Origin of the sequence: Paraburkholderia caballeronis (assembly GCF_900104845.1) — a bacterium.
In the GTDB taxonomy this organism is placed as follows: Bacteria; Pseudomonadota; Gammaproteobacteria; order Burkholderiales; family Burkholderiaceae; genus Paraburkholderia; species Paraburkholderia caballeronis.
Window position 1 is genome coordinate 1,396,798 of sequence record NZ_FNSR01000001.1, and the last position, 21,044, is coordinate 1,417,841.

Genomic DNA, 21,044 nt, shown 5'->3' on the forward strand with positions numbered 1-21,044 from the left:
CAGAACACTGGACCGTCTAATGAATTTTGCGCTGATTCTTTTTGTGCTCGTCGTCGTGACGGGCATTGCATGGGTAGCGGACAAACTGGTTTTCATGCCGCGCAGGCGGCTCGCAGCGGACGCCGCCGTCGACGAGTTCGACCGGCAGCAGGCGCGTGTCGGCGAGCGTTTCGCCGACGAGAACGCGCCGGTCACGCGGCAGCAACTGCGCAACGACAAGCTGCGTCAGCCGTGGTGGCTCGAATACACCGCGAGCTTCTTTCCGGTGATCCTGGTCGTGTTTTTCGTGCGCTCGTTCATCGTCGAGCCGTTCAAGATTCCGTCGGGCTCGATGGTGCCGACGCTGCTGGTCGGCGACTTCATCCTCGTCAACAAGTTTCACTACGGGATCCGGCTGCCGATCACGAACACGCGGATCACGCAGGGCGCGCCGGTGCAGCGCGGCGACGTGATCGTGTTCCGCTATCCGAAGGACGAGTCGGTCGACTACATCAAGCGCGCGATCGGCCTGCCGGGCGACGTCGTGGCGTACCAGGACAAGAAGCTGACGGTCAATGGCCAGCCGGTGCCGGAAACGCCGCTGCCCGATTATTTCGACGAAGAGCGCATCGGTTATGCGAAGCAGTTCGAAGAGACGATCGACGGCCGCAAGAACGCGATCCTGAACAACCCTGCGGTGCCGCCGTACGTGATCGGCGCGGAAGACTTCCCGTATCACGACAACTGCCAGTACAACGAGCGCGGCGTGATCTGCAAGGTGCCGCCGGGCCATTACTTCATGATGGGCGACAACCGCGACAACAGCGCGGACAGCCGCTACTGGGGCTTCGTGCCCGACGCGAACATCGTCGGCCGCGCGTTCTTCATCTGGATGAACTTCAGCAGTCTGCGGCGCATCGGCTCGTTCCAGTGATCGCAACAGCGAACCGGTCTGCCCATTGATCCCGACGGTGCTTCGCAAGCATCGAAGCACCGTCGGATCGCCATCGAAGAAACGGCGTCACGTCGCCGTATCAGGCTTTTTCACCGACCGCCCCGCGTTTTCGCCGGGGCTGGCCGGCGCGTTATACTCTCCCCATGCCCCAATCTCCGCTGGAAAGCCGTTTGCGCTACGAATTTCGCAATGCGGAATTGTTGCGCCAGGCTCTCACTCACCGCAGTCACAGCGCCACGCATAACGAACGCCTCGAATTCCTTGGCGATTCGGTCCTGAATTGCGCGGTGGCGGCCCTATTGTTTCAACGCTTCAGCAAACTCGACGAAGGCGATCTGTCGCGCGTGCGAGCGAATCTGGTCAAGCAGCAGTCGCTGTACGAAATTGCTCAGGCCCTGAATATCGCGGACGGCCTGCGTCTCGGCGAAGGAGAACTGCGCAGCGGCGGTTTTCGCCGTCCGTCGATTCTGGCGGACGCGCTGGAGGCGATCTTCGGCGCGATTTTCCTCGACGGCGGTTTCGAGGCTGCGCAGACGGTAATCAAGCGGCTGTACGTGCCGATTCTCGATCACATCGACCCGCGCACGCTCGGCAAGGACTCGAAGACGCTGCTGCAGGAATACCTGCAAGGCCACAAGATCGCGCTGCCGACCTACACGGTGGTCGCGACGCATGGTGCGGCGCACAATCAGCAGTTCGAAGTGGAATGCACGGTGCCGAAGCTGGACGTGAAGGTGTCCGGTTCCGGCGCGAGCCGTCGCGCGGCCGAGCAGGCCGCCGCGAAGAAGGCGCTCGACGAGGTGATGGCGGCCGCGCCGGCGCTCGTCGCGAAGCCGAAGCGGTCGAAGGGCGCGCGGGCGGCGAAGGCCGAGCCCGAAGTCGTGCCCGGCGTGACCGGCGTGCAGGGCGCGCTGGATCTGCGCTCGCCGGAACGGCGCGAACGCGCGGCGCGCGGCGAACGGGCGGCGTCTGGGCAGCCGCCGGCTGTGGTGGACGCGGGCGAACCGGCGACCGCGGCAGCCGCGCCGCTGGCGATGATCCGCGCGTCGCATGTCGAGTACAGCCCGGAGCGGGCACCGGCGGCGGGCGTGGACAAGGACAAGCCGGCGCTGGTCGAATCAGCGTCGGCGGAGAAGTCCGACGCGACTTCCCGAGCCGCCGTGGCCGAAAAGGGCGCTGCCCGACCGGCCGACAAACCCGACGCCGCCGGCACCGCCGCTTCTACCCAACGCCATCCGGCCGGAAAGACTGAACCCGCACTGCGCGCGGTCGAACGGGACGCGCCTTCGCAACCGGCCGACCGCTCGTCGCACCGCGGCCGCGATGCGGCAGCGAGCCCGTCCGAGCCGCCGGCATCGTCCGGCGACGGCACGGCGGAAACCGCTGCCGCAGCGGCCGTGCCGGTGCGCGCCGCCGATGCCGGCCATTGATTCAACCAGCGCACGCGACGCGTGCGCTTCCTCCATTCTTCGCGCGGTCCGATCATGAACGACGCTCTCACCCCCACTCCTGCCGGCTTCCGTTGCGGCACGGTCGCGATCGTCGGTCGTCCGAACGTCGGCAAGTCGACGTTGATGAACGCGCTCGTCGGCCAGAAGATCAGCATCACGTCGCGCAAGGCGCAGACCACGCGGCACCGGATCACCGGGATCAACACGGTCGATGACGCGCAATACGTGTTCGTCGACACACCCGGCTTCCAGACCCGCCACAGCACCGCGCTGAACCGCTCGCTGAACCGCGCCGTGACGTCGACGCTGACGTCCGTCGACGCAGTGCTGTTCGTGATCGAGGCTGGCCGTTTCGGTCCCGACGACCAGAAGGTGCTCGACCTGATCCCCCCGTCCGCGCCGACGATCCTGATCGCGAACAAGATCGACCGCGTCAGCGACAAGGCGACGTTGTACCCGTTCATCCAGCAGGTGCAGGCGCTGCGCGAATTCCGCGAGATCGTGCCGCTGTCCGCGAAGAATCCGGACGACATCACGCGGCTGCTCGCGACGCTGAAACCTTATCTGCCCGAGGGCGATCCGATCTACGGCGAGGATGACCTGACCGATCGCAGCGAACGCTTCCTCGCGGCCGAAATCCTGCGCGAGAAGGTGTTCCGCTGGACCGGCGACGAACTGCCGTACACGAGCACCGTGCTGATCGAAAAGTTCGAGACCGAAGGGCGGCTGCGCCGGATTTTCGCGACGATCCTCGTCGAGCGCGACGGCCACAAGGCGATGGTGATCGGGCAGAAGGGCGCGAAGCTCAAGCAGATCAGCACCGAGGCGCGGCTCGACATGGAGAAGCTGTTCGACGGGCCGATATACCTCGAAACCTTCGTGAAGGTGAGAAGCGGCTGGGCCGACAACGACGCCGGGCTGCGCGCCTATGGTTACGAGTGACGAGACGGTCACCGGTACGCGCGACGTGACGCTCGATGCGTCGGACGACGTCGGCGCGGCCTTCGGCGGCGGCGAACCCGCGCCGGACGATGCACCGCTCCCCGCCGCCGCGCCGCGGCGCGCCCGCGGCAAGTCGCGGCCATCGGCCGGCGAAGCCTCTGCCAGCGAAGCCCGAACGAAATCGGCGTCGCGCCGCGCGCCTCGTGCGCCGTCGGTGCCCGACTACCGGATCGCCGAGCAGCCGGCGTTCGTGCTGCACAGCTACCCGTATCGCGAGACCAGTCTGATCATCGACGTGCTGTCGCGCGATCACGGCCGCGTCGCGCTCGTCGCGAAAGGCGCGAAGCGTCCGCATTCGGCGCTGCGCGGCGTGCTGCAGACGTTCCAGCCGCTGTCGTTGTCGTGGACCGGCAAGGGCGAAGTCCGCACGCTGACCGGTGCCGAATGGGTCGGCGGGATGCGGCCGCTCGCCGGCGACGCGCTGCTGTGCGGCTTCTACGCGAACGAATTGCTGGTGAAGTTCCTCGCGCGCGAGGACGCGCATCCGCAACTGTTCCATCACTACGTGGTCACGCTGACTCGCCTCGCGTACGACGAGCCGCCGGTGCAGGTGCTGCGCTCGTTCGAACGCGTGCTGTTGCGCGAGACCGGCTACGCGCTCGCGCTCGACCGGACCGTCGCGCGCCGCGCGGTCGTGCCGGAGGGGCGCTACGTGTTCGACCCGGAGCGCGGCGTGCGCGACGCGTCGGACGAGTTTCCCGCGCAGTGGCCGGTGCTGTCCGGCCAGACGTTGCTCGACATGGAGCAGGACGATTACCATCGCCCGCAGACCGTCACGCAGAGCAAGGCGCTGATGCGTTTCCTGCTGAACACCTACCTTGGCGGCACGCCGCTCGCGACGCGCCAGATCCTGATCGACCTGCAGAATCTATGAGCTTCTTCCTGACCTCGCCCCACGTGATCGAACTCGGCGTCAACATCGACCACGTCGCCACGCTGCGCAACGCGCGCGGCACGTCCTATCCCGATCCGGTCCGCGCGGCGCTGCAGGCCGAGGAGGCGGGCGCCGACGCGATCACGCTGCATCTGCGCGAAGACCGCCGGCACATCGTCGATGCGGACGTGCGCACGCTGCGGCCGCAATTGCGCACGCGGATGAACCTCGAATGCGCGGTCACCGCCGAGATGCTCGACATCGCGTGCGAGATCAAGCCCCACGACGTGTGCCTCGTGCCGGAGAAGCGTCAGGAGTTGACGACCGAAGGCGGCCTCGACGTCGCCGGCCAGTTCGATGCGGTCAGCGCCGCGTGCCGGCAGCTCGCGGACGCGGGCATCCGCGTGTCGCTGTTCATCGACCCGGACGAGACGCAGATTCGCGCGGCGCACGAAACCGGCGCGCCGGTCGTCGAACTGCACACCGGCCGTTATGCGGAAGCGCACGACGCGGGCGAGCAGGAGCGCGAATACGAGCGCGTCGTGCGCGGCGTCGATTGCGGGATCGGCCTCGGCCTGAAGGTCAATGCGGGCCACGGGCTGCACTACACGAACGTCCAGCCGATCGCCGCGATCGACGGCATCGCGGAACTGAACATCGGCCATGCGATCGTCGCGCACGCGATCTTCGCGGGTTGGGACAACGCGGTCCGCGAGATGAAGGCGATCATGGTGGCCGCGCGTCTCGGCGCGCGCGCCTGAGCCGGACCGGAACGGACCCACGCGACAGGGAGCGGCATGGCGATCTACGGCATCGGCACCGACATCATCCAGATCAGCCGCGTCGCGGCCGTGATGGAGCGCACCGAAGGGCGTTTCGCGTCGCGCGTGCTCGGCCCCGACGAACTGCGCGTGTACGAGGCGCGCAACGCGCGCTCGGCCGTGCGCGGACTCGCGTATCTGTGCACGCGTTTCTCCGCGAAAGAAGCGTTTTCGAAGGCGATCGGCACCGGCATGCACTGGCCGATGACGTGGCGCGCGGTGCAGACGCTGAACGAGCCGAGCGGCCGGCCGGTGATGGTCGCGTCCGGCGAACTCGCGCAATGGCTCGACGCGCGCGGCATCAGCGTGCGCGTGACGATCAGCGACGAACGCGACTACGCGGTGTCGTTCGTGATCGCGGAGACGGTGGACGCCGCCAGTCCCGCCGCATGATTTCCCCCGCCGCGCGGCGACGTTCGCGCGGCTTCATTCCTCCTTGTTTCTCCCGATGAAAAACAGTCCCGGACCCGTAATGCTGGACGTGGTCGGCAAGACGCTGACCGACGACGACGCGCGCCGTCTCGCGCATCCGATGACAGGCGGCGTGATTCTTTTTGCACGCCATTTCGAGAGCCGCGCGCAGCTCGTTGCGTTGACCGATGCGATCCGCGAAGTGCGCGACGACCTGCTGATCGCGGTCGATCACGAAGGCGGCCGCGTGCAGCGTTTCCGCACCGACGGCTTCACGTTGCTGCCCGCGATGCGGCGCGTGGGCGAGCTGTGGGACAAGGACGTGCTGCTCGCGACGAAGGTCGCGACCGCGGTCGGCTACATCCTCGCGAGCGAACTGCGTGCCTGCGGGATCGACCTCAGCTTCACGCCGGTGCTCGACCTCGATTACGGCCAGTCGAAGGCGATCGGCGACCGCGCGTTCCATCGCGATCCGCGTGTTGTCACGCTGCTCGCGAAGAGCCTGAACCACGGGCTCGCGCTCGCCGGCATGGCGAACTGCGGCAAGCATTTCCCCGGACACGGTTATGCGCACGCAGACTCGCACGTCGCGGTGCCCATCGACGACCGGCCGCTCGACGCGATCCTCCGCGAGGACGCGATGCCGTACGACTGGCTCGGGCTGTCGCTCGCGGCGGTGATGCCGGGTCACGTGATCTACCCGCAGGTGGACCCGAAGCCGGCCGGCTTCTCGCGGATCTGGGTGCAGGAGATCCTGCGCGGCAAGCTGCGGTTTGGCGGCGTCGTGTTCAGCGACGACCTGTCGATGGAGGCGGCGCGCCAGGGCGGCACGCTGACCGAGGCGGCGCAGGCGGCATTGGCCGCCGGCTGCGACATGGTGCTCGTGTGCAACCAGCCGGACGAAGCGGAGAAGGTGCTGAACGCGCTGCACGTCGAGCCGACGAAGGCGTCGCGCCGGCGCATTCGCAGGCTGCGTCCGCGCGGCAAGGCGCTGCGCTGGAACAAGCTCGTTGCGGATCCCGCGTATCTCGCCGCGCAGGCGCTGTTGAGGGAAACGATGCCCTGAGCGGTTCGCGTGCACGCATCCGGCGGACTCATGATCCGCTTCCGCAAAGGCAAGGGCCGCTCGATGAAAGCGGCCCTTTGTTTTGCTGCCCGGTCGTCTCGATCTAGTTCGGCCGCATCCGTTGCAGCTTGTTGTACAGCGTCTTCGGGCTGATGCCGAGCAGCGACGCCGCGCGATGGCGCGTGCCGCCGACCGCGTCGAGCGTCGCGCGGATCAGCATCTCCTCGACGTCCGCGAGCGGCGTGCCGACCGTCACCTGCACGCGGCCGCCGTTCAGTTCGCGTGTGCCGTTGCTGGCCGCTTCGTCGGCCTGCAACGTCTCCAGCACGTCGCCGGACGCGTAATACGCGCGCTTCACGCGCTCCTGCAGTTCGCGCACGTTGCCGGGCCAGTCGTACGCGAGACATTCGCGGACGAACGACGGCGCGATGAGCCGCGTGGTCCCCGTGAGCCCGCGCGCGTGGGTGGCCTGATTCAGTTCGTCGACGCACGCGGTCGCGAGCAGCGCGGCGTCGTCGTCGCGCTCGCGCAGCGGCGGCAGCGCGAGCGCGGCCGCGTCGAGACGCAGCCACAGGTCCTCGTGCAGTTTGCCGTTGGCGACCGCGTCGCGCGGGACGGTGCGCGTCGCCGCGATCAGCCGGAAATCGGTGCCGACCTCGCTGCTGCCGCCGACGCGCATGAACGTCTGCGAATCGAGCGCGCGCAGCAACGCTTCCTGTTGCCCGCGGTCGAGTTCGGTCAGTTCGTCGATGAACAGCGTGCCGCCGCACGCCTGATCGACGAGTCCCGGCTCGCGCTGGTCCGCGCCGCTGAACGCGCCGCGCTCGTGGCCGAACAGCACGCTCGCGAGCGGCCGGCCGAGCGCCGATTCGTTGGCGACCAGACGCGTGTCGCAGACGACGAACGGTCCTTTGCGACGGCGGCTCAACTGATGCAGCGTGCGCGCCGCGACTTCCTTGCCGGTGCCGGACTCGCCGTGGACGAGGATCGCGGCCTCGGTCGGCGCGAGTTGCTCGATCGTGTCGTAGACGATCTGGACCGCGCCGCTGCGGCCGATCATCGGACCGAAACGGCCCAACTGGCGCAATGCGGCGCGCAGCGCGCGAACCTCTTCGCTCAGTTCGTAAGGACGCGGAATCCGCGCGAGCAGGCTGCGCAGGCGCGGGATGTTGACCGGCTTCAGCAGGTAGTCCCAGATGCCGTGCCGCAAGCCCTCGATCGCGCTTTCGACGGTCGCGTTGCCGGTCATCACGATCACCGGCAGCGAGCCGCCCGGCGGCTGCGCGGGCAGATGGTGCAGCAGGTCGAGGCCGCGGCCGTCCGGCAGGTTCAGGTCGACGAGCACCACGTCCGGAATGAAACGCGCCAGCGCGGCGCGGGCGTCGGTCAGCGTGGGCGCGGTGTCGACCGAAAAACCGTCGGCCGCGAGGATCGCGGACAGGCCGGACAGGCTGTTGGGATCGTCTTCGACAATCAGGGCGTGTGGCATGGCGGAAGCGGCTTTCGACAGGGTGATCGGGACAGGTCGCCGCGTCGCGCCCGGTGACCGGACGCGACGCGGCAAGGGGGTGATTCACCGTGCAGTTCAATGCATGTTGTTCCGGTCCTCGCAGATGCGGCGCCGGACCACGCGTGGCGGCGCCTTCAGACTCGTCCCGCGGCGGACGCCGCGGGACGCTTCATCTCCACATCGGGCAGAGGCCGGTTTTGCCGCAGGCCAGGCTAGTCGCGCGGACGGTTCGCTTCCATGAAGCGCCGCACTTCCAGCTCCGCCTCGTCACGCGTCTTGCCGTAACGTTCCTGGATCATTCCGGCGAGCCGGTCGGCGCGACCCTCGGCCTTGACGAGATCGTCGTCCGTCAGCTCGCCCCATGCGGCCTTGGCTTTGCCCATCAACTGCTTCCACTTGCCTTCAGCGATGTCGTTATTCATCGTGCATCTCCTGGTTCGGAAACAAAGGCCTCGCGAGGGGCTGAGCCTTGAACCAGCAGAAAGCGTGCCGCGGGAAAACGGTCGGCGGCCGGCTTTCATGCGCGCCGGATGGAACCGGCAGTACCGGTAAGTTTTTCCCGTGACAGTCCTAAACATACACGTTCGGCAAAAAAAGAAAAAGCGCCCCAGCGGGGCGCTTTCACGGGAGCCGCGCCAGCCGGGGCGGCGGCGCGAAATACCGGCTGCGCGTGTTATGCGCGGCTGCGGTATTCGTTGGTGCGGGTGTCGATTTCGATCTTGTCGCCGATGCTGCAGAAGAGCGGCACTTGGAGTTCGAAACCGGTGTTCAGCTTCGCGGTCTTCAGCACCTTGCCCGACGACGTGTCGCCCTTGACCGCCGGCTCCGTGTACGTGATTTCGCGGACGAGCGTGGTCGGCAGTTCGACCGAGATCGCCTTCTCGTTGTAGAACACGACTTCGCAGGCCATGCCGTCTTCGAGGTAGTTCAGCGCGTCGCCCATCATTTCCGCTTCGACTTCGAACTGGTTGTAGTCGGCGTCCATGAACACGTACATCGGGTCGGCGAAATAGGAGTACGTCACTTCCTTGCGGTCGAGCACGACGACGTCGAACTTGTCGTCGGCCTTGTACACGGTTTCCATACCCGCGCCGGTCAGCAGGTTCTTGAACTTCATCTTCACGACGGCGGCGTTACGGCCCGACTTGTTGTATTCGGCTTTTTGCACGACCATCGCGTCGCTGCCGATCATCACGACGTTGCCGGTGCGGAGTTCCTGTGCGGTCTTCATAAAAAAACTGTCCTGTCCAGATTAAGTAGCTTCGAGAGTGCTCGACGGCAAACGTCGCAAGCGGGTTCATGCGACGCGGCGATCGCACCACGCGCGCCGCGCCGGGCGTTGTCGCGCGGTTCAGAGCCTGCCGCGTTCGTTGCCGCGTTCGTTTTTCGCCGCGTTCGTTCGGAGCGAATCCGCCCGCTTTGAATCCGCTTTGAATCGCTTGAGACGGCTGCCGTCGGATAACCGCTTATTTTAACTGACTTTTTGCGAATTCCGCCAGATTTCCCGCGAGGTCGCCGATCGCGGCCAGTTCGGCCGCCCAGTCGCGCGCGCGGACGGCGAGTTGCGGCAGCGCACAAGCGAACTCGCTCCAGTCCGGCGCGCCGCGGCCGTTCCACGCGTGCCAGAAGCGGGCGAGCGCCGCGCGCGGCGCGGCCGGCAGCGCGCGCGCGTAGTGGTCGAGCGCCGCGTCGAGCTTCGGCAGATGCGCGTCGTCCGCCTGCGGGTAGATGTGCCACACGAACGGCCGCGCGGCCCACTGCGCGCGTACGAACGAGTCCTCGCCGCGCACGAAGTTCAGATCGCTCGCCCACAGCAGGCGGTCGTAACCCGCCTGATCGGTGAACGCGAGCCCATGCGCGCGCAGCGCGCTGCGTTCCGCGTGCGCACCCGCGCCGAACGACGGCATCCCGAAAAAGCGCGCGACCGCGCCGGAGATGCGGCCCTCGGGAACCAGCAGCACGACCGGCGTCGCGCTGTCGCACCATTGTGCGAGCAGGCCGTCCACCGCGGGGTTCTCGTAGGCGAACAGCGAGATCACCGTCGCATCGGGCGTGGGCGGCGGGCCGCCGGTCGCGCGCTGCCACCATTCGGCGCGCGCCTGTGGCGAGTCCTCGAACGCGGTCCGCGCGGCGTCGAGGCCGCGCTCCTTCAGCACGCCGCCGGTGCCGGCGCCGAGGCCAGGGAAAAAGAACGTCTTCGTCAGCGGATAACGCGGATGCGGCGATGGCCGCAGATGGAAATCGGCGACCCAGTCCTCGGCGCTCAGGTATTCGAGGTTCAGCCACACCGGCTTGCGCGCACGTTCGGCCATCGCCGCGACATAGGCGGGCGGCAGTTCGCACGCGAACGCCTCGATCACGACGTCCGCGATCCGCAGCGTGTCGCCCGCATGCGCCGGGTCGTGCCAATGCTCGACGACGATGCCGTCGACGGTCTGCGTCGCGCGCCCGATCGAGAGCGCCGGACATAGCCGCTGGAACGTATGCAGATCGTCGACGAACACGCGGACCTGCCAGCCGTGCTCGTCCGCGAGCTGGCGCGCGAGCCGCCAGCAGACGCCGATGTCGCCGAAGTTGTCGATCACCGCGCAGAAGAGGTCGCACGCGATCGGCGCGCAGAGGGGGGACACGTTGGCGTCGGACATGGCGGCTTCGCGCGGGCCTTCCGGCGAGCCGCCGGCGGGTCGGCTCAAGCCCGCGCGGTGCGCTGCGCGGGCGCTGGCGAGGCCGCGGCGGCAGGTTCGGACCCGCGCGGAATGATCTAAACTGGCGATTCTAAAGCACACCCTGCCGCCGCGTCCGCCGCCTGCGCGATTCCCGCGCGCCGCCGCGCGGCCGGCCCGAGCCTGGATGACCGATTCCGAAGTTTTCGACCCGAAGAAGGCGCTCGCGCAGTTGCCGCATTTGCCCGGCGTCTATCGCTATTACGACGCGCAGGGCGCGGTGCTGTACGTCGGCAAGGCGCGCGACCTGAAGAAGCGCGTGTCGAGCTATTTCACGAAGACGCAACTGTCGCCGCGCATCGCGATGATGATCACGCGGATCGCGCGCATCGAAACGACGGTCACGCGCTCCGAAGCCGAAGCGCTGCTGCTCGAAAACAACCTGATCAAGGCGCTGACGCCGCGATACAACATCCTGTTTCGCGACGACAAGTCGTATCCGTTCCTGAAGCTGACCGGCCACCCGTTTCCGCGGATGGCGTATTACCGGGGCGCCGTCGATCGGCGCAACCAGTACTTCGGGCCGTTCCCGAGCGCGTCGGCGGTGCGCGAGAGCATCCAGATCCTGCAGCGCGTGTTCCAGTTGCGGACCTGCGAGGACTCGGTGTTCAACAACCGCACGCGGCCTTGCCTGCTGCATCAGATCGAGCGCTGCACCGCGCCGTGCGTCGGCGCGATCAGCGAGGACGATTACGCGCGCGACGTCAGCAACGCGTCGCGGTTCCTGCTCGGCCGCCAGAACGAGGTGATGAAGGAGCTGGAGACGAAGATGCACGCGTTCGCCGGCGAGCTGAAGTTCGAGCAGGCGGCGGCGGTGCGCAACCAGATGAGTTCGCTCGCGACGGTGCTGCATCAGCAGGCGATCGAGACGGGCAGCGACAGCGACGTCGATATCCTCGCGGTCGTCGCGCTCGGCGGGCGCGTGTGCGTGAATCTCGCGATGGTGCGCGGCGGCCGGCATCTGGGCGACAAGGCGTATTTCCCGACGCACGTCGAGAGCGCGCTGACGGGCGAGGAAGGCGGCGTCGCGGAAGAGGTGGACAGCGAGACCGTGCTGGGGGCCACCGTGCTGTCCGGCGTGCCGTCGCGGGCGGCACGCGTGCATGTCGAAGCCGACGGGTACGACGTGTCGGCGGATGGAGCGGAGGACGGCGAAGAGGCGTCTTCCGATGCGGGCGCCGAGAACGGTCTGTCCGATGCGCTGGCGCTGGCGCGCGATCTGCCGCCGGAGGCCGATGACGGGGATGAAGCGGACGAAGCGGTCGAAGCCGAGGCCGTCGAAATCGAGACCGAAGCAGCCGAAGCGAACGGCCTGTCGACCACCGACGATCCCCCATCCCGCGCATCGTCCGCTCGCCGTCGCCCCGGCATCGAATCCGACGTGCTCGACGCGTTCATCGCGCAGCACTATCTCGGCAATCGCGTGCCGCCGGTGCTCGTCGTCAGCCATCCGCCCGCGAATCGCGAACTGATCGACGTGTTGAGCGAGCAGGCCGGCCACAAGGTCGCGCTGCTGCGCCAGCCGCAGGGCCAGAAGCGCGCGTGGCTCGCGATGGCCGGGCAGAACGCGCGTCTCGCGCTCGCGCGGCTGCTGTCCGAGCAGGGCTCGCAGCAGGCGCGCACGCGCTCGCTTGCGCAGTTGCTGTCGATCGAACTGGATGATCTTGCGCATCTGCGCATCGAGTGCTTCGACATCAGCCACACGATGGGCGAGGCGACGCAGGCGTCGTGCGTCGTTTATCACCATCACAAGATGCAGTCGGGCGAGTACCGGCGCTACAACATTACTGGGATCACGCCCGGCGACGACTACGCGGCGATGCGCCAGGTGCTCACGCGCCGCTACGAGAAGATGGTCGCGCAGTCCGCGCGCAACGAGGCCGACGAGGCGCAGACGCTGCAGACCGCCGACGCCGCGGACCCGAACGCGACGCCGGACGGCGCCGGTCCGGCCGCGGCCGGCGGCACGCTGCCGAACATCGTGCTGATCGACGGCGGCAAGGGGCAGGTCGAGATCGCGCGGCAGGTGTTCGGCGAACTGGGTCTCGATCCGTCGATGCTGGTCGGCGTCGCGAAGGGCGAAGGGCGCAAGGTGGGGCTCGAAACGCTCGTGTTCGCGGACGGCCGCACGCCGCTCGAACTCGGCAAGGAGAGCGCGGCGCTGATGCTGGTCGCGCAGATCCGCGACGAGGCGCACCGTTTCGCGATCACCGGGATGCGCGCGAAGCGCGGCAAGACGCGGCAGACGTCGCGGCTCGAAGAACTCGAAGGCGTCGGCGCGAAGCGCCGCCAGCGGCTGCTCGCGCGCTTTGGCGGGTTGCGCGGCGTGATGTCGGCGAGCGTCGAGGATCTTGCGAGCGTGGACGGCATTTCGCGCTCGCTTGCCGAGCAGATCTACCGGCAATTGCACTGACGGGCAGCGCTGGCGGCGCGCGTGCGGCGCCGGCCGCCTTACGGTTGCTTGTGGCGCTTGCGGCGACGCGGCACAATTGCATCTCCCTTGACAGCCAGCGCCCCGCCAATGCCGTTCAATTTTCCGATCTTCCTGACGTGGCTGCGGATCGTGCTGATCCCGCTCGTGGTCGGCGTGTTCTACCTGCCGGATACGATGCTGAGCCCGATGCAGCGCAACGTTGCGGCGATGCTGATCTTCGTGCTGGCGGCGCTGACCGACTGGTTCGACGGTTATCTCGCGCGCAAGTGGAACCAGACGTCGTCGTTCGGCGCGTTCCTCGACCCGGTCGCGGACAAGCTGATGGTGACCGCCGCGCTGCTGATGCTCGTGCAGCTCGCGCGCGTCGATGCGGCGATCGCGCTCGTCATCATCGGGCGCGAAATCGCGATCTCGGCGCTGCGCGAGTGGATGGCGCACATCGGCGCGTCGAAGAGCGTCGCGGTGAATTCGCTCGGCAAGTTCAAGACCGCGTGCCAGATGGTTGCGATTCCGATGCTGCTGTTCTACGCGCCGCTGACGGTCGCCGGCGTGACGCTCGACGCGCGTGTGTGGGGCGCGTGGCTCATCTACGTCGCCGCGTTCCTGACGATCTGGTCGATGATGTACTACATGAAGCTTGCGTGGCCGCAGATCCGCGAGCGTGGCAGCCTGTGAGTGCGCGGCCCGTGGCGGCTGAAAAGAGATGCGCGTGGGGGCTTGACACGATTCTGCACCTTATACATAATCTCACTTCTCCGGTGCACGCGGATTTGAGCGAAGCGCCGGATGGGGTAAAAAAGCAGTAAGCAGTAGCAAGGCAGCAGCAAACGCGGGAGTAGCTCAGTTGGTAGAGCGCAACCTTGCCAAGGTTGAGGTCGCGAGTTCGAGACTCGTCTCCCGCTCCAGATTTCAGGTGCGGCGTTTGCAGTAGAAGCAGTAACCGGCGCCGCGCCACAGGCAGGACCATGCGGGAGTAGCTCAGTTGGTAGAGCGCAACCTTGCCAAGGTTGAGGTCGCGAGTTCGAGACTCGTCTCCCGCTCCAGACATCCGGGGAAGCAGCGCTTCCCCTTTTGTTTGGCAGGCCGTGAGGCCATAGCACCAATCTGTCCGGTCGTGGTGGACGCAACGGGTTCGCGACGTATCGACAATCCGCTTCTGGCGCGATAGCAAAGCGGTTATGCAGCGGCCTGCAAAGCCGTCCAGGCCGGTTCGACTCCGGCTCGCGCCTCCAGACGAAAAGAAAAGCCACCTTCGGGTGGCTTTTCTTTTTTCCGCGCACGGTTTCGTGCACGCGGCTTGCCGCACGCCCGGTCGCGTTTGTCCGTTGCCGATACCACGCGGCATAATCGTTGCCTTCCCCGACCTTCCGATCAGGACTTCCGTGATGAACGAGCCGACTTCCACGCCGCACGCCATGAACTTCGACTGGCGCTGGAAGCCGTTCGCCGCGCTCGATACGAAAGAGGTCTATGAACTGCTCGCCGCGCGCTCTGCGGTGTTCGTCGTCGAGCAGAACTGCGCGTACGGCGACATCGACGGACTCGATCTCGACGCATGGCATCTGCTCGCGTATGCGACGAGCGGCGAGCGTGCCGGACTGGCCGGTTATCTGCGCGTGCTGCTGCCTGACGCGGCCGATGCCGACGTGCGCATCGGCCGCGTGCTGACCACCGACGGCTTTCGCGGCATCAAGCTCGGCAACGCATTGCTCGAACAGGCGCTCGCTCACATCGCGCGTCAGTGGCCCGGCGTGCCGGTGCGGTTGCATGCGCAGGCGCATCTGCAACGCTTCTATGGCGCATTCGGCTTCGAGCCGGTGTCGGACGTGCATGACGAGGACGGCATCCCGCACGTGTGGATGCGGTCGATACAGCGGACCGTTTAAACCGCTTTCGCAGCATCACTGCGCCTGCGCCGGGGACTTCACCGCGAACGGCGCATCGAGCACCGCGCCATCGGAGAAGTGCAGCTTCAGGTGAACCGTTGCGCCCGGCGCGACCTGATGCTTCGGCGCCTGAAGCATCAGGTGATAACCGCCGGGCGCAATCGACGCCGAACCGTGCGCCGGCACCGTCAGCCTGTCGGCCATCATCATCTTCTGCGTCGAACCGTTCGATACCGTTTGATGCAGCATCACGCTGCCGTAGTCGTCGCTCGTCACGCGCACGAGATCGACCGGCTGACTGCCTTCGTTCTTCAAGGTGACGTAGCCCGCGGCCGGCAGATCGCCCGGCAGCCAGCGCACCCATGCGTCGTGCGCGCTGACCGTCGTTTCCGCAGCATGCGCACCGGTCGCGAGCGCCAGCGAACAGAGGAGTGAGGCAGCGAGGGATTGAAGCTTCATCGTCGTGATGTTTCCGGTTGCGAGGGTTTCGAAATTCAGCGCGTCTCTTCGATCACGCGCCGCACGTCCTGGGCGATCACGTCGGGCGCATCGTTGTCGGTCGCGAGCAGCCGCGCGCGGCCGCGCGCATCGAATACGTAGACCGCCGAACTATGCGTGACTTCATAACCGCCGTCAGGGTCGCGCTGTTCCGTCTGATACGCCACACGGTAGCGTCTTGCGATCGACTCGATCTGCCGGTCGGTGCCGGTCAGCCCGACCGCGTGCTGCGGATCGAACGCGTCGACGTAGGCGTGCAGCGCCTGCGGCGTGTCGCGCGCCGGATCGACCGAGATGAACAGGATCCGCACGTTCTTGGCATCGGGGCCGAGCTTTGCTATCACCTGCATCAGGCGCGCCATCGTTTCCGGGCAGACGTCCGGGCAATGCGTGTACCCAAAGTAGACGAACGCGGTATGCCCGCTGAAGCTGTCGCCGGAGACAGGGCGTCCGTCGTCCGCGGTGAGCGTGAAATCGAGGTTCGGCAGATGGCCGCTGACGTCCGCGAGTCGATATGGGTGCGCGTCACGCGAGCACGCGCCGAGCAGCGCCGACACCGCGACGAACACGAGCGCCGCAGTCCGCCGCACGATGCGGCCGCGCGCCGTCATGCGTGACGCAGGGCGTGGCGAAGATGCGGGTCTGGGGAACAAAGGTCGTCTCGTTGACTCGGTTATCGGGCAGAGGGTCGTTGCGTGAGCGCGGTGCTTCGCAGCGACTGTAGCAAATAAACCGGCCGGGGCTGCGCCGGATCGTTCGATGCGGCCGGTGTGCGGTCGATCCGGCGCAACGTCCCGAAAACCGTACGGACGCGCGTCGCAGGCAGTCGGGCCGCCTCTGCGCGAATGCGCATGAATGGCCCCAAACAGGCCCGCCTGCCGTCACTTTCTCGAAAAAGTAGTGGAGGCGCGGTAAGATTCGCAGACTTCCCGGCGGCCGGCCGCACGTCGCCGGACCAACCCGGCCCGATGGCCGAGGGGCGAAAAACACGCAATGCAAGTACTTCCGGCAGTGCTGCCGCCTGATCAGACGGCATTTTTCTTCGACTTCGACGGCACGCTCGTCGAACTGGCGCCGACACCCGACGGCGTGCTGGTGCGCCCGGACATGCTGGCGCTACTGGGCGAGTTGCGGCGGCTCACGCACGGCGCGGTCGCCGTCGTGTCGGGGCGCGGGATCGACAGCATCGACGCGTTTCTCGGCATGCCCGATCTGCCGGTCGCCGGCCTGCATGGCGCCGAGCGGCGCGACGCGAACGGCGACACGCAGCGCATCGGCTTCCACGATCAGCGGTTGCTCCACATGGAGCAGGTCCTGGCCGAAGTGGTGCGCACGCATCCCGGCATGCTGCTGGAGATCAAGGGCGCGTCGCTCGCGCTTCATTACCGTAATGCGCCCGAGCACGAGGGCGTCGCACGCGAGGCCACGCAGAAGCTCGCGGCCGACTACGCGGACGCATACGTGCTGCAACCCGGCAAGATGGTCTACGAGATCAAGCCGAAGGACGTGGACAAGGGTCGTGCGCTGCGCGCGTTTTTCGACGAGCCGCCGTTCGCGGGGCGCCGTCCGGTGTTCGCCGGCGACGACCTCACGGACGAAAAGGGCTTCGCGGTCGTGAACGCGCACGGCGGTCTGTCGATCAAGGTCGGCGGCGGCGATACGATCGCGCGCACGCGGATCGAGTCGGTCGACGCGCTGCTCCAGTGGCTCGATTCGATCGTCGCGGCGATGCGCGGCGCATGATGGCGGCCGTTTTCGCACGGCGCAGCGCGCGCCGGCATCCAGTCTTGCGCGGAGCGGGGAATTCATGAGCCGATTGATCATCGTGTCGAACCGGGTGGCGCCGATCTCGGAAGGCGGCCCGGCCGCCGGCGGCCTCGCGGTCGGCGTGTACGACGCGCTGAAGGAAACGGGCGGCATGTGGTTCGGCTGGAGCGGCGACGTGCTGTCGAGCGGCCAGCCGCAGATCGCCGTCGAGGAGCGCGGCCCGGTGACGTTCGCGACCATCGGGCTGCTGCGGCGCGACTACGACCAGTATTACCGCGGATTCTCGAACGCGACGCTGTGGCCCGCGTTCCACTATCGCGCGGATCTCGTCCAGTACGATCGCCATGACTTCGAAGGCTACCGCCGCGTGAACGCGTGGCTCGCGCAGCAACTCGTGCCGCTGCTGCGCGACGACGACGTGATCTGGGTCCACGACTATCACCTGATTCCGTTCGCGCAGGCGTTGCGCGCGGCGGGCGTGCACAACCGGATCGGTTTTTTCCTGCACATTCCGTTTCCGGCGTCGCAGGTGCTGCTCGCGGTGCCGCCCCATCGCGAACTGGTCGAGGCGCTGTGTTCGTTCGATCTGCTCGGCTTCCAGACGAAGCCGGATCTGCGTGCGTTCTGCGATTACATCGTCAACGAGGCGGGCGGCTCCGTCGAGCGGCTCGACGACGGCCTCACGCGTATCGATGCGTTCGGGCAGACGCTGCGCGCGGGCGACTATCCGATCGGCGTTTATCCGGACGAGATCGCCGAACTCGCGAAGGCCGGCGAGCGCGGCAAGCCGGTGCGCACGCTGAAGGCGACGCTGCACGGCCGCAAGGTGATCATGAGCGTCGACCGGCTCGATTATTCGAAGGGGCTGGTCGAGCGCTTCCGCGCGTTCGAGCGGCTGCTCGACCAGGCGCCGTCGCAGCGCAACCGCGTGTCGTTCGTGCAGATCGCGCCGCCGACGCGCGCGGACCTGCATGCGTACCAGGACATCCGGCTGCGGCTCGAAGCGGAGTCGGGCCGCATCAACGGCCGTTTCGCGGAACTCGACTGGACGCCGATCTGGTACATCCACCGACAGTACGAGCGGGCGGTGCTCGCCGCGCTGTTCCGCGCGTCGCACGTCGGTTACGTGACGCCGCTGCGCGACGGGATGAACCTCGTCGCGAAGGAGTACGTGTCGGCGCAGGACCCGGACGATCCCGGCGTGCTGGTGCTGTCGTGCTTCGCGGGCGCGGCGCAGGAACTGACCGGCGCGCTGATCGTGAATCCGTTCGACACCGACGGGATGGCCGACGCGCTGGCGGTCGCGCTCGCGATGCCGGTCGCCGAGCGCCAGGCGCGGCATCGGGACATGCTCGCGCAACTGCGCCAGAACAACGTGTCGGTGTGGCGCGACCGCTTCATGCGGGATCTGTCGCGGGTCGGCAAGCGGGAGGCGGGTGCGTCGGCGGCGGCGGGCGTCGTGCCGATGCCGCTGGCGGACTGACCCGACCGGCCGGAGGTCAAGCCCGCTTCTGAACCATCGACCAATAAAAAAGCCGCTTCGGTCGACGAAGCGGCTTTTTCGTTTCCGACACAGCTCGGCTGGCTTATGCGACGTGTTTCTCGTCGCTCTTCTTGCTGCCGAGATGCAGCGTCGAGCCTTTGCCGTACTGCTTCGCGAGCAGCTCGCGATAAAGCCCCGGCCGGTTGCGCAGTTCGTCGGGGCTGCCGTCGTCGATCACCTTGCCCGTGCTCATCACGATGATGCGGTCGAAGTTCTGCAGCGTGGACAGCCGGTGCGCGATCGCGATCACCGTGCGGCCGACCATCAGCCGGTCGAGCGCCTGCTGGATCGCTTCCTCGGACGCGCTGTCGAGCGCCGACGTCGCTTCGTCGAGCAGCAGGATCGGCGCGTTCTTCAGGATCGCGCGCGCGATCGCGATGCGCTGGCGCTGGCCGCCGGACAGCTTCACGCCGCGGTCGCCGACGATCGTGTCGTAGCCTTCCGGCATCGCCTCGATGAAGTCGGTGCAACGCGCTTCGCGCGCGGCCGCGAGTACTTCTTCGCGGCTCGCTTCCGGGCGGCCATAGGCGATGTTCTCGTAGATCGTCCGGTGGAACAGCGAGATGTCCTGCGGCACCAGCGCGATCGCATGGCGCAGGCTGTCCTGGGTGACCGCCGCGATGTCCTGGCCGTCGACCTTGATCGCGCCGCCCTGGACCTCGTAGAAACGTTGCAGCAGCGCGAGCACGGTCGTCTTGCCCGCGCCCGACTTGCCGATCAGGCCGACGCGCTGGCCTGGCTCGATGCGCAGGTCGAAGTGGTCGAGGATCGGCTTGCGGTGCGGATACGCGAACGTGACGCCCTCGAAATCGACGCGGCCGCCTTGCGGCACGAGTTCGGTCGCGTCGGAGCGGTCCGGCATGCCGTGCGGCTCCAGCAGCGTCTGCACCGCTTCCGCGAGCCGCGCGATGTGCTGCGTGACGTCCACCAGCGCGACCGCGAGGTCGCGCGTGCCGTGCAGGATCGTGAAGCCGAGCGAGCTGACGAGCACGATGTCGCCGGACGTCGCCTTGCCCTGGTCCCACAGCCACAGCGCCCAGCCGAGCAGGCCGGCGGACAGCAGCGCGGTGATCACCGCGTGCAGCAGCCGCAGCTTTTCCAGATACAGCAGGCTCGCCTGGCGCGCGTCCATCTCGTGCTTCACGGTGAGGCCGAAGCGCCGCTGCTCGCGGAACGTCATGCCGAACGCGCGCACGAGCGCCATGTTGCTGATCACGTCGACGAGTTCGCCGTCGACCGACGCCGCTTTTGACGCGAAGAAGTGGTGCCGCGCGGAGCCGCGCCCGGCGAGCTTGTACAGGATGATCGACAGGATCGCCGAGCAGATCAGCAGGCCGGCCGCCATCAGCGGATTCACGGCGACGATCATCACGATCGCGCCCATCACCGCGATGCACGGCGGCAGCACGTTCCACGCGGTCGTGTTCTCGGCGGTGTAGACGGCGTTCGACGTCGCGGTGATGCGGCTCGCGAGCGTGCCGGGCTGTTTCTCCGCGTAATACGTCGGCGAATGGCCGCTCAGATACTGGAACAGGTCGCGGCGCAGGTCGCCGGTGACCGTGACGAACGTGCGGGCGGCGACCCAGCCGCCGACCCGCCACAGCAGGTTGTCGGCGGCGATCAGGCCGACGAGGATCGCGAACGCGCTCCACAGCGGGCCGGGATGGTGCCGGCCGGCGCCGAGCACGTCGATCAGATGCTTGATCGCGTACTGTGAGGCGAGCGCGCAGCCGACGGCCGCGAACACGCTGCACAGCACGATCGCGTGCGCGAGCGGGTGGCGCTGGATGTAACGAAACAGGAACGCGAGCGGCCGCCGCGCATAGCTCGCGAGCTTGGCGTTATGGGCGTTACGCTGGGCGATGGTCAAATGTTCCAATTGATCGGTGGTCGGTCTGGCGGACAGGCTGTCCGTGAGAGGTCAAAGGGAAAAGAATTGCGCGCAGGCAATGGCGGACTTCCCGCATTGTAAACACCCCTTGCGCATGACGCACCGCCTGCCGTTCGACGGGCGGCGCATCATATCGCGATGGCGCGTCTGCCGCGACGTCCGCGTCCGGCGTTGTTGCGGCAAAGGTTCAAGCGAAATCCCGGCCCTTTTTAGAGATACAATTACGGATTGCA

General features: G+C 67.2%; 19 protein-coding genes and 3 tRNA genes. 15 read left to right on the top strand and 7 right to left on the bottom strand.

Annotated elements, in window-relative coordinates:
* Positions 1-19 precede the first annotated feature (19 nt).
* From lepB to nagZ, 7 genes are all read left to right on the top strand, one after another.
* Positions 20-913, top strand: coding sequence for a signal peptidase I (gene lepB, locus BLV92_RS06270; RefSeq protein ID WP_090543229.1), 894 nt, complete (start codon positions 20-22; stop codon positions 911-913).
* Positions 914-1,077: 164 nt separating this feature from the next.
* Complete coding sequence (rnc, locus tag BLV92_RS06275) at positions 1,078-2,364, top strand: ribonuclease III (protein WP_090543232.1); 1,287 nt, start codon at positions 1,078-1,080, stop codon at positions 2,362-2,364.
* A gap of 54 nt (positions 2,365-2,418) precedes the next feature.
* Positions 2,419-3,327: a GTPase Era gene (gene era / locus BLV92_RS06280; protein WP_090546869.1), complete on the top strand. Its 909-nt coding sequence runs from the start codon at positions 2,419-2,421 to the stop codon at positions 3,325-3,327.
* Entirely contained in the window at positions 3,314-4,261 is a 948-nt protein-coding gene (recO, locus tag BLV92_RS06285) for a DNA repair protein RecO (RefSeq protein WP_090543233.1), read from the top strand. Before era ends, recO begins: the two co-directional genes overlap by 14 nt.
* Positions 4,258-5,022, top strand: a complete 765-nt coding sequence (gene pdxJ / locus BLV92_RS06290; protein WP_090543235.1) for a pyridoxine 5'-phosphate synthase — start codon at positions 4,258-4,260, stop codon at positions 5,020-5,022. The genes recO and pdxJ overlap by 4 nt, the downstream gene beginning before the upstream one ends.
* Positions 5,023-5,058: 36 nt before the next feature.
* On the top strand, positions 5,059-5,475 hold the full coding sequence (acpS, locus tag BLV92_RS06295) for a holo-ACP synthase (protein ID WP_090543237.1): 417 nt from the start codon (positions 5,059-5,061) through the stop codon (positions 5,473-5,475).
* A 55-nt stretch (positions 5,476-5,530) separates the two neighbouring features.
* A complete protein-coding gene (gene nagZ, locus BLV92_RS06300) occupies positions 5,531-6,559 on the top strand; it encodes a beta-N-acetylhexosaminidase (RefSeq protein WP_090543239.1) in 1,029 nt (342 codons plus the stop codon).
* Positions 6,560-6,662: 103 nt separating this feature from the next.
* Here the strand turns inward: nagZ and BLV92_RS06305 are convergent, their stop codons facing one another.
* The 4 genes from BLV92_RS06305 to earP all read right to left on the bottom strand — a co-directional run bounded on the left by BLV92_RS06305 (position 6,663) and on the right by earP (position 10,714).
* Positions 6,663-8,048, bottom strand: a complete 1,386-nt coding sequence (locus tag BLV92_RS06305; protein WP_090543241.1) for a sigma-54-dependent transcriptional regulator — start codon at positions 8,046-8,048, stop codon at positions 6,663-6,665.
* Positions 8,049-8,281: 233 nt separating this feature from the next.
* Positions 8,282-8,491, bottom strand: coding sequence for a CsbD family protein (locus tag BLV92_RS06310; protein WP_090543243.1), 210 nt, complete (start codon positions 8,489-8,491; stop codon positions 8,282-8,284).
* 251 nt (positions 8,492-8,742) lie between these two features.
* Positions 8,743-9,300: an elongation factor P gene (gene efp / locus BLV92_RS06315; protein WP_090543245.1), complete on the bottom strand. Its 558-nt coding sequence runs from the start codon at positions 9,298-9,300 to the stop codon at positions 8,743-8,745.
* 235 nt (positions 9,301-9,535) lie between these two features.
* Positions 9,536-10,714: an elongation factor P maturation arginine rhamnosyltransferase EarP gene (gene earP / locus BLV92_RS06320; protein ID WP_090543247.1), complete on the bottom strand. Its 1,179-nt coding sequence runs from the start codon at positions 10,712-10,714 to the stop codon at positions 9,536-9,538.
* Positions 10,715-10,919: 205 nt separating this feature from the next.
* Here earP and uvrC point away from each other — a divergent pair, with 205 nt between their 5' ends.
* From uvrC to BLV92_RS06350, 6 genes are all read left to right on the top strand, one after another.
* Entirely contained in the window at positions 10,920-13,205 is a 2,286-nt protein-coding gene (gene uvrC / locus BLV92_RS06325) for an excinuclease ABC subunit UvrC (protein ID WP_090543249.1), read from the top strand.
* A gap of 108 nt (positions 13,206-13,313) precedes the next feature.
* On the top strand, positions 13,314-13,901 hold the full coding sequence (gene pgsA / locus BLV92_RS06330) for a CDP-diacylglycerol--glycerol-3-phosphate 3-phosphatidyltransferase (protein ID WP_090543252.1): 588 nt from the start codon (positions 13,314-13,316) through the stop codon (positions 13,899-13,901).
* Positions 13,902-14,055: 154 nt separating this feature from the next.
* Positions 14,056-14,131 (top strand) — tRNA-Gly (locus BLV92_RS06335).
* Between the two features lie 62 nt (positions 14,132-14,193).
* A tRNA-Gly gene (locus BLV92_RS06340) sits at positions 14,194-14,269 on the top strand.
* A 115-nt stretch (positions 14,270-14,384) separates the two neighbouring features.
* Positions 14,385-14,458: transfer RNA gene (locus tag BLV92_RS06345), tRNA-Cys, on the top strand.
* Positions 14,459-14,611: 153 nt separating this feature from the next.
* Positions 14,612-15,112 (top strand): GNAT family N-acetyltransferase, encoded by a 501-nt coding sequence (locus BLV92_RS06350; RefSeq protein ID WP_090543254.1) that lies wholly within the window; start codon positions 14,612-14,614, stop codon positions 15,110-15,112.
* 15 nt (positions 15,113-15,127) lie between these two features.
* Here the strand turns inward: BLV92_RS06350 and BLV92_RS06355 are convergent, their stop codons facing one another.
* Entirely contained in the window at positions 15,128-15,571 is a 444-nt protein-coding gene (locus tag BLV92_RS06355; RefSeq protein WP_090543256.1) for a copper chaperone PCu(A)C, read from the bottom strand.
* A 35-nt stretch (positions 15,572-15,606) separates the two neighbouring features.
* Positions 15,607-16,221, bottom strand: a complete 615-nt coding sequence (locus tag BLV92_RS06360; protein ID WP_090543258.1) for an SCO family protein — start codon at positions 16,219-16,221, stop codon at positions 15,607-15,609.
* A gap of 382 nt (positions 16,222-16,603) precedes the next feature.
* Here BLV92_RS06360 and otsB point away from each other — a divergent pair, with 382 nt between their 5' ends.
* Together otsB and otsA are read left to right on the top strand one after the other, a co-directional pair.
* On the top strand, positions 16,604-17,353 hold the full coding sequence (gene otsB, locus BLV92_RS06365; protein WP_090543260.1) for a trehalose-phosphatase: 750 nt from the start codon (positions 16,604-16,606) through the stop codon (positions 17,351-17,353).
* A 64-nt stretch (positions 17,354-17,417) separates the two neighbouring features.
* Positions 17,418-18,860 (top strand): alpha,alpha-trehalose-phosphate synthase (UDP-forming), encoded by a 1,443-nt coding sequence (gene otsA, locus BLV92_RS06370; protein ID WP_090543262.1) that lies wholly within the window; start codon positions 17,418-17,420, stop codon positions 18,858-18,860.
* Positions 18,861-18,963: 103 nt separating this feature from the next.
* Here the strand turns inward: otsA and BLV92_RS06375 are convergent, their stop codons facing one another.
* Positions 18,964-20,799 (bottom strand): ABC transporter ATP-binding protein, encoded by a 1,836-nt coding sequence (locus tag BLV92_RS06375; protein ID WP_090543264.1) that lies wholly within the window; start codon positions 20,797-20,799, stop codon positions 18,964-18,966.
* Positions 20,800-21,044: the final 245 nt, after the last annotated feature.